The sequence below is a fragment of the Amycolatopsis sp. genome, from assembly GCF_036008905.1.
GTDB lineage: Bacteria > Actinomycetota > Actinomycetes > Mycobacteriales > Pseudonocardiaceae > Amycolatopsis.
Map to the genome: position 1 here is coordinate 1 of NZ_DASYMU010000253.1, position 6,711 is coordinate 6,711.

Below are 6,711 nucleotides of genomic sequence, written 5' to 3' on the forward strand. Positions count from 1 at the left end.
GAGAAGAACAGCAACGAAGTCGGCAGGTATTTCCGGCGCTGTTCGGTGAGCGAGTAGACTGGGCTCCATTCGAGCCGCGCGTCGGCCGGCATCGGTTCGGCGACGCACTGGAAGGCGATTTCCGTGCGGTTCCAGCGTTCCCGCTCGGCGAGCTGGCGTTCGCTGTAGAGCATGGAAGCGTTGGGATGGATACCTTCCGAGCCCAGCGCCGCCAGACTGCTGACGATGCTCGGCTCGTCGCCGTTGTGCACCGCGCTGTACCGTTCCAGCGCCTCACCGAGTGCGCTGGCCTTCGCCTGGATGTCGGTGACCCCCTTGCCGCAGCTCTGCGTGCGCAGCCCTTCTCGCAGGCCGCGCAGCGAACTGACCCGCATCGCCCGGTTGTAGCCCGACGAATACCCGCGCACGAACGGCAAACCCGTCGAGAGCGGCGTCAGCCCGGGAACGACACCGGTGATCGGATCGATGAGATGGCCCCAGGTTTCCATCATCTGCTCGGGGCTTTTCGACCGGTGACCGCCGTCGGAGGAGGACGTCTTGGGCCGCGGTTCGAAGCGCACCGGCCGGTTCATGTTGTCCGGCACCAGATCCGCGTTCCCGCAACCAGGACACTGTGGACGGCGCCGCACCGGATGGGTTTCGGTGCGCAGGCTCGCGGTGTCCAGTGTCAGCACCGCGTGGGTGCCGTCGTGTCGGTGGCCGCCCAGCCAGTGCGCGGCGGCGGTGGCGACCGCGCCCAGGCCGAACGCGCGGGTCGCGCCGATGTCGACCGTCGGTGGCGCCACGCGGACGCCGTGGAGCCGGGTTTCGAGGTAGTCCTCGGCGCGGCGCTGCCCGCGAAGCCGGACTTCGAGACAGCGGTAGCAGGCGCCGTCCGGGGCGAACACCGGGCCGACATAGGTGATCACACCGACCGGTTTCGCCAGTAGCCAAGGCAAATCGGCCGCGCGCAGGCGTGCGCCGAACTCGGCGAGGCCCGGGCGCAGGTAGTCGTCGGTGAGCACCACTTCGAGGCCGGGATTGTCCTTATCGGACTCGGTGAGGACGCGAAGTCCCGCTGCGCCAAGGGAAGCGATGACCTCGTCGGTGTCGACCGCGCCGAAGGTGGTTACACGGACACCGGCGCCGACGGCCTTCTCGGCGGTGTCACCATGCTGGTTCAACGACTCCCAGTAGCCGGCAGCCCGTTCGTCGCCGTCCGGATCGACTTCGGCGACTTGTCCACTGAGGATCAGCTGGGCGACGGCCTGCCGGACGTGCTCACCGGCGACCTCGTCGTGCAGGGTGTCCACAATGGAGTCGAGATCGTGCTTGCCGTCCAGCAGTGGCAGCAGGCGCTCGGCGAACGGGTCGGTGATGACCGCGCTTCCGTGCTCGCACAACAGGTAAGCGCCGTCACCCGGTACGACCGAGACGCCGAGGTGTCTTTTGATGCGGGGCACGCTCGCCGCGGGGTTCGACATGGATGACTCCTTTCCGGCGAGCGGTTTACCACGGTGGTCGCCGCTGCGGCGGGCCGGCGAAGGACAACCGGCCCGCGGGCAGCGGCACCACCGCGGCCGTCGTGACCACCCCGAGGGCGTGGCTCGCCCGGGAGGGCGTCGGCCACGCGCAGGCCACGAAGTGTCAGACCTCCTCGGGCCGGGTCGACGGCGGAACGGGCGGAAGGACGCAGACCACGCAGCCGCACCAGCACAGGGCGTCCACCTTCGGTGTCACGCCCGCCTCGGTCGAGCCCGGGACGGCACCGAGGCCGCCGTCGAGCAGCGTGATCGGGAGGCCGGCGAAGATGCCGCCGTTCACGGTCGTTGACGGGGTGGTGAGGCTGCTCATGCGGTCTCCCAGAGGGTATGCGGGGCCGCCGTCGGCCCATCATTACGACCCGGCGGTTCCGCCGGGTCGCCCGAGCATCGGTGCGATTCGGAGTCTCGTCCGCGCGGCCGGCCGGCCGACAGTGCGCAAGGCATCAGACGCGATGACTTTTGTCATGCGCCCGGGTGACCCTCCGGGCACCAAGGGTTACCCAGGCAGGGGTACGGGACAGCGGTGATGCCACCCAGTGCGGGGGGTCTCGGGCGACATCACCGCCGATCTTCTCGACTCTGCCCCACGGCAGGTGCTCCGCGGCAGTGCTCGCAGGCATCTGTCGACCGTGCGAAACGCACATCCGCCGACATCCGAGCACGTCAAGCCGTCGACTTGTCGCCATCTGTCGACAGATGGCGACTCAGATGGTCAACTATAGTACGGGTAGGCGGACTATAGTGTGGATAGCTGGACTGCAGTCCGGCTTGGCCAAAGTGTCGGAGGTGAGTGATGGAGCTGGGGCGACCGCTGTCCACGGTGACTCCGACACTTGACGGAGATGTGCTCGCGGTACTGGCGATGAACGACATTGTCTTCACGACGGGACAGTTGCATCGTGTCTTGAGGCACCACTCCGAAGAGGGCATTCGCAAAGTACTGCGGAGGCTTACGAGGCAGGGAATCGTCCTGTCGGACAAGGTTGGCCAGGCATTCGCTTATCGGTTCAACCGTGAACACCTCGCGGCAGAGCAGGTCATCGGGCTTGCCCGGCTTATGGAGACTTTCTTGGCGCGCCTTGAAAGCCACCTCGAATCCTGGGAGACCCCGCCGGTGTACGCCGCGGTGTTCGGATCGGCCGTCAAGGGGACGATGACCGCCGACAGCGACCTGGACTTGTTGCTGGTGCGACCGGACGACGCCGATGGTGAGGGCTGGCGGGCCCAGGTCGGCTTACTGGTGGCCGACGTGACCCGGTGGACCGGCAACGACACCCGGCCCCTGGAATTCACGGCCGGTGAGATCGCCGCCCGTGGTCGCGAAGAACGCGTTCTGCTCGACGTGCTCGAAGAAGGACTGACCGTGGCCGGGACGCATGCCTGGCTGACGAAGCAACTGCGAAGGAGCAAGGACTGACATGCGTACGCAACCGTGCGATCTGGGGATCAGGAAAGGACGGATGCGAAAGCGGTGCAGTTCGTCGAAGCCGCGAACACCATCCGCGACTTCGCTGACGAGCACAGTGACATCGTCGATGCTTATGTGACTTTGTGCGTGCACGCGGGTATCGCGGCGTCGGACGTTTTCTGCTGTCTTGCGTTGGGGGTGTATCCGCACGGTGAGAGCCACAGTGAGGCGATAGCACTGGTGGCGAAGACGGATAAGGATGCTGCCAAACACCTCCGCACGTTCGTGGTGTTGGCGCCGATCTTCGTGGGGGTCAGCGGCTCAGCGTCGTCGGACTGGGGAACGGGGCGGGACAGGCGTTCCGAGACCTTCGCGGTGGCGACGAAGGAGATCGCGAGCATCGCCGCCAGCAGGACGGAGATCTGTGCCGCCGCCGGGGTGCCGAAGGGCAGCTTCTACTACTTCTTCGAGTCCAAACAGGCGCTCGCGCTGACCGTCATCGACGAGCATTGGGCGGCGCAGCAACGGCAATGGGTCGAGCTGCTCGACAACGACCGTCCCCCGTTGCGCCGGTTACGGGACCTGTTCGACGCGACCGAGACCGTGCAGCGGGCCGGTCAGCGGGCCGCCCGATCCATCGTCGCGCAGCTGGAGGGCAGGGTGCTGTTCGCGAAGCTGCTCAACGACCCGGCTCAGCTGGAAACGTTGTGGCGCAACTGTCTCGCGCTGCTGGGCGCGCCGGCGGACGTGCTGACGTCGAACTGAGCCCGGCCCGCGTCAGGTCGCCGGCCGCCAGCCGAGTGCCGGGCCGAGCTTCGTGGCGATGTCGGTGAGGATCTGCACGTAGTCCTCGTGCTCGAAGGTGAACGGCAGCGCGAACGCGACCTCGGTGATCTCCTGGAACCCGGCGTGGGCGTAGAGCCGTTCGGCGATCTGCTCTGAGGTCCCGACGAGATCGGGCGCGAACATCAGGCGCGCCGGTCCCTGCGGGGTCGTGGTGCGCGGCAGACGTTTTTGGGCGTATTCCTCGTATTTCGCGCGTTGCTCCGGGGATGCCGAGTCGGTGGGGATGACGACCAGCCCTTGGGAGACACGTGCGTTCTCGCCGTCGGGGTGGTGGGCCCGGAACGCCCGGATATGGGAAAGCTGGATCTTGGCGAAGTCCTCGGATTCCTCCGCTTTCACCACGCTGCTGGTCAAGAAGTTCATGCCGTGCTCGCCCGCCCACTGGGCCGAGCGCAGGCTCGCGCCGCCGTACCAGAGGCGACGGCCCAGACCCTCGGATTGGGGTTGGACGCGGTCGGAGAACACTTCGAAACCTTCGATGCCACCGGCCGTGGTGGCGGGTTCCCCGCGCACGAAGTCCAGCAGCCGGCGCACCCGTTCGTAGCTGAAATCCTCGAGCTCCGCGGTGTCCGGGTACAGCGCTTCCTTGACCTGGTCGAAGTGCATCGGCGGGCCGACGCTGATCCCGGGATTGAGGCGGCCGCCGGACAGGATGTCGACGGTGGCCAGGTCTTCGGCCAGTCGCAGCGGGTTTTCCCAGCCCAGCGGGATGACCGCGGTGCCGAGGTGGATCCGGCTGGTGCGCTGCGAGGCCGCCGCGAGGATGGCGACCGGGGACGAGATGCCGTACTGCAGATGGCGATGCCGCACCCAGGCGCTGTCGAAGCCGAGTCGTTCACCCAATTCGATGACGCCGAGCGTCGACTCGTGGCCCCGGCGAGGATCGGCCTCGTCGAACAGCCCGATCGTCAGAAAGCCCAGTTTTCGCAACGGTTCCGTGGGCAGCGGCACGGGAATCCTCCATCGCCGATGACGACGTCCTGCTGAACGTCACCTATTCACGATCATGGTTCACCGGTGCGGAACTTGTCGAGGACCCGGCGTTCCCGTTTCGTCGGCCGGCCGGCGCCCCGATCGCGGCGGGCGACGGGGATGGCCGTTTCCGGGGTGGGAGCGGGCGTCTTGTCGATGAAACAGGTGGCCGCGTCGGTGGCCCCGACCCGTTTCTGGATCACCCGGGTCACCTCGAGGATGCGGGTCGTGTCGCCGACCCGGGCGCGCACCTCGTCACCCGGCACGACCGTCGTCGCGGGTTTGGCCGGCCGGTCGTTGACGCGCACGTGCCCGCCCCGGCAGGCCGCGGCGGCATCCGGTCGGGTCTTGGTCAGCCGGACCGCCCACAACCAGCGGTCTACACGGGTGGACTCCACAGCTGTACATGATGTCCTACTTCGGGAAAATCGCATTCGCGCGGTGTTGGCGGGAGCGCCGGATCGCCGCTGTGATCTAGCTCATCCGGGCTTGAGGTTCACATTGATGTCAAGCCCTACGGTTCCGTTATGTCCTCTTTCGTGGTTCACCGCAATGGCCGCCCGGCGACCGCCGAGGAACTGGCACCGCTGGCCTTCGCGGGCTATGCCCATTTCACCGCGATGCAGGTGCGGGGAAGCCGGATCCGGGGCCTCGACCTCCATCTGGAGCGGCTGCGGGTCGCCTCGGCCGAGATGTTCGGCCGTGCCTTGCCCGACGACCGGGTGCGGGGTTACCTGCGGGAAGCACTCGCGGCGGGGCCGGACGATCTCTCGCTGATGGCCACGATGTACTCGCCGGCGGGCGAATTCACCGCGTCCGGCGCTGACATCGAGCCAGAAGTACTGCTCCGCACCGGCCCATCCGCGTCCGGTCCGAACGGACCATTGGCGCTGACGGCGGTCGAATACGAACGCGTCCTCCCCGGTGTGAAACACGTCGGCGAGGTCGCCAAGACGTACTACCTCCGCGAGGCCGTCGGCAAAGGCTTCGACGACGCTGCCTTCATAGATCGCCAGGGTCGGCTCAGCGAGGCGTCGATCTGGAATCTGGCCTTCTGGGACGGCGAAGCGGTGGTGTGGCCCGAGGCCGAGATACTGCGCGGGATCACGATGGGCATCGTCCGCCGTCAACTGGATCGCCTCGGAATCCCACAGCGCGTCCAAGCGGTCACGCTCGCCGACCTGCCAATGCTGGCCGGGGCAGTGGTCATGAACTCGTGGACCCCAGGCATCGCACTATCCCGAGTCGACTCGGCGCGGCTACCCGAAGCACCGTCCTTCGTGGCACTGCTTCACCAGGCTTACAACGCCGAGCCGCCCACGGCGCCGTAAAAGCGCCTGAATCAGACAATCAGCGCGGCACGGCCGACACCGGACGAGTTGGCGGGCGCTGACTGGTCAACCTTGTACTTAGGCAGGAGTTCACAGGTTAACGACAGCGTCCTCCCAGAAACGGCCGCCAGGCTCGGGGCAATTGCTCAAGTAAGAGCAGTTGCCCAAATGAGAGGAACGCGGTCATGAACGACTACGAACCGGCAAGTCAATCACCGGTCGGGTCAGCCTCGGCGACCACGGCCGTGCAAGAACGCCGGCCGAGCGCGCGGCGGTTGCTGTCGAAGAGAACGGGTGCATGGTTCGTGGCCGCGGGGCTGACGTGTGCGGTGGCCGGACTCACCGGTGCCGGCACGGCGTCCGCGGCGGATCTCCCCATCGGCGGCGGGCCCGTGGCCGCGCCGTCGGACGGGGGTGCGACCGGCATCGTCGACGCCAAGTCCGCGTCGAGCTTCAGCGTTACGACGGCAGCGGGTGTTGAGGTGACCGTCAACCTGGCCGCCTCGGCCTTCGAGACGGCGGCCGAGCCGAAGAAGATCGTGCTCCTGCCCGGTGGGCACTTCGCGGCCTACACGGGTGCGGGGTTCGTCGCGGCGTCGTCGGCCTCGCGCGACTGGTTCGTGGAGCACCT

General features: G+C 67.2%; 7 protein-coding genes and 1 pseudogene. 4 read left to right on the forward strand and 4 right to left on the reverse strand.

The features are described from left to right. On the reverse strand, window positions 1-1,463 hold a 1,463-nt coding region (locus VGP60_RS40155), incomplete at its 3' end, for a TOMM precursor leader peptide-binding protein (protein WP_327553472.1). Window positions 1,464-1,626: 163 nt separating this feature from the next. Further along, window positions 1,627-1,833: a hypothetical protein gene (locus VGP60_RS40160; protein ID WP_327553473.1), complete on the reverse strand. Its 207-nt coding sequence runs from the start codon at window positions 1,831-1,833 to the stop codon at window positions 1,627-1,629. 534 nt (window positions 1,834-2,367) lie between these two features. On the opposite strand from VGP60_RS40160, the gene VGP60_RS40165 reads away from it, so the two are divergent. Further along, a complete protein-coding gene (locus VGP60_RS40165; RefSeq protein WP_327553474.1) occupies window positions 2,368-2,940 on the forward strand; it encodes a nucleotidyltransferase domain-containing protein in 573 nt (190 codons plus the stop codon). A 54-nt stretch (window positions 2,941-2,994) separates the two neighbouring features. After that, complete coding sequence (locus tag VGP60_RS40170) at window positions 2,995-3,696, forward strand: TetR/AcrR family transcriptional regulator (protein ID WP_327553475.1); 702 nt, start codon at window positions 2,995-2,997, stop codon at window positions 3,694-3,696. A gap of 12 nt (window positions 3,697-3,708) precedes the next feature. Here the strand turns inward: VGP60_RS40170 and VGP60_RS40175 are convergent, their stop codons facing one another. Both VGP60_RS40175 and VGP60_RS40180 read right to left on the reverse strand, forming a co-directional pair. Then, on the reverse strand, window positions 3,709-4,728 hold the full coding sequence (locus tag VGP60_RS40175; RefSeq protein WP_327553476.1) for an LLM class flavin-dependent oxidoreductase: 1,020 nt from the start codon (window positions 4,726-4,728) through the stop codon (window positions 3,709-3,711). 53 nt (window positions 4,729-4,781) lie between these two features. Further along, entirely contained in the window at window positions 4,782-5,147 is a 366-nt protein-coding gene (locus VGP60_RS40180; RefSeq protein ID WP_327553477.1) for an RNA-binding S4 domain-containing protein, read from the reverse strand. A gap of 129 nt (window positions 5,148-5,276) precedes the next feature. Here VGP60_RS40180 and VGP60_RS40185 point away from each other — a divergent pair, with 129 nt between their 5' ends. Together VGP60_RS40185 and VGP60_RS40190 are read left to right on the forward strand one after the other, a co-directional pair. Further along, complete coding sequence (locus VGP60_RS40185; RefSeq protein WP_327553478.1) at window positions 5,277-6,080, forward strand: aminotransferase class IV family protein; 804 nt, start codon at window positions 5,277-5,279, stop codon at window positions 6,078-6,080. Between the two features lie 185 nt (window positions 6,081-6,265). Further along, a pseudogene (locus tag VGP60_RS40190) lies at window positions 6,266-6,711 on the forward strand (hypothetical protein); the annotation flags it as partial.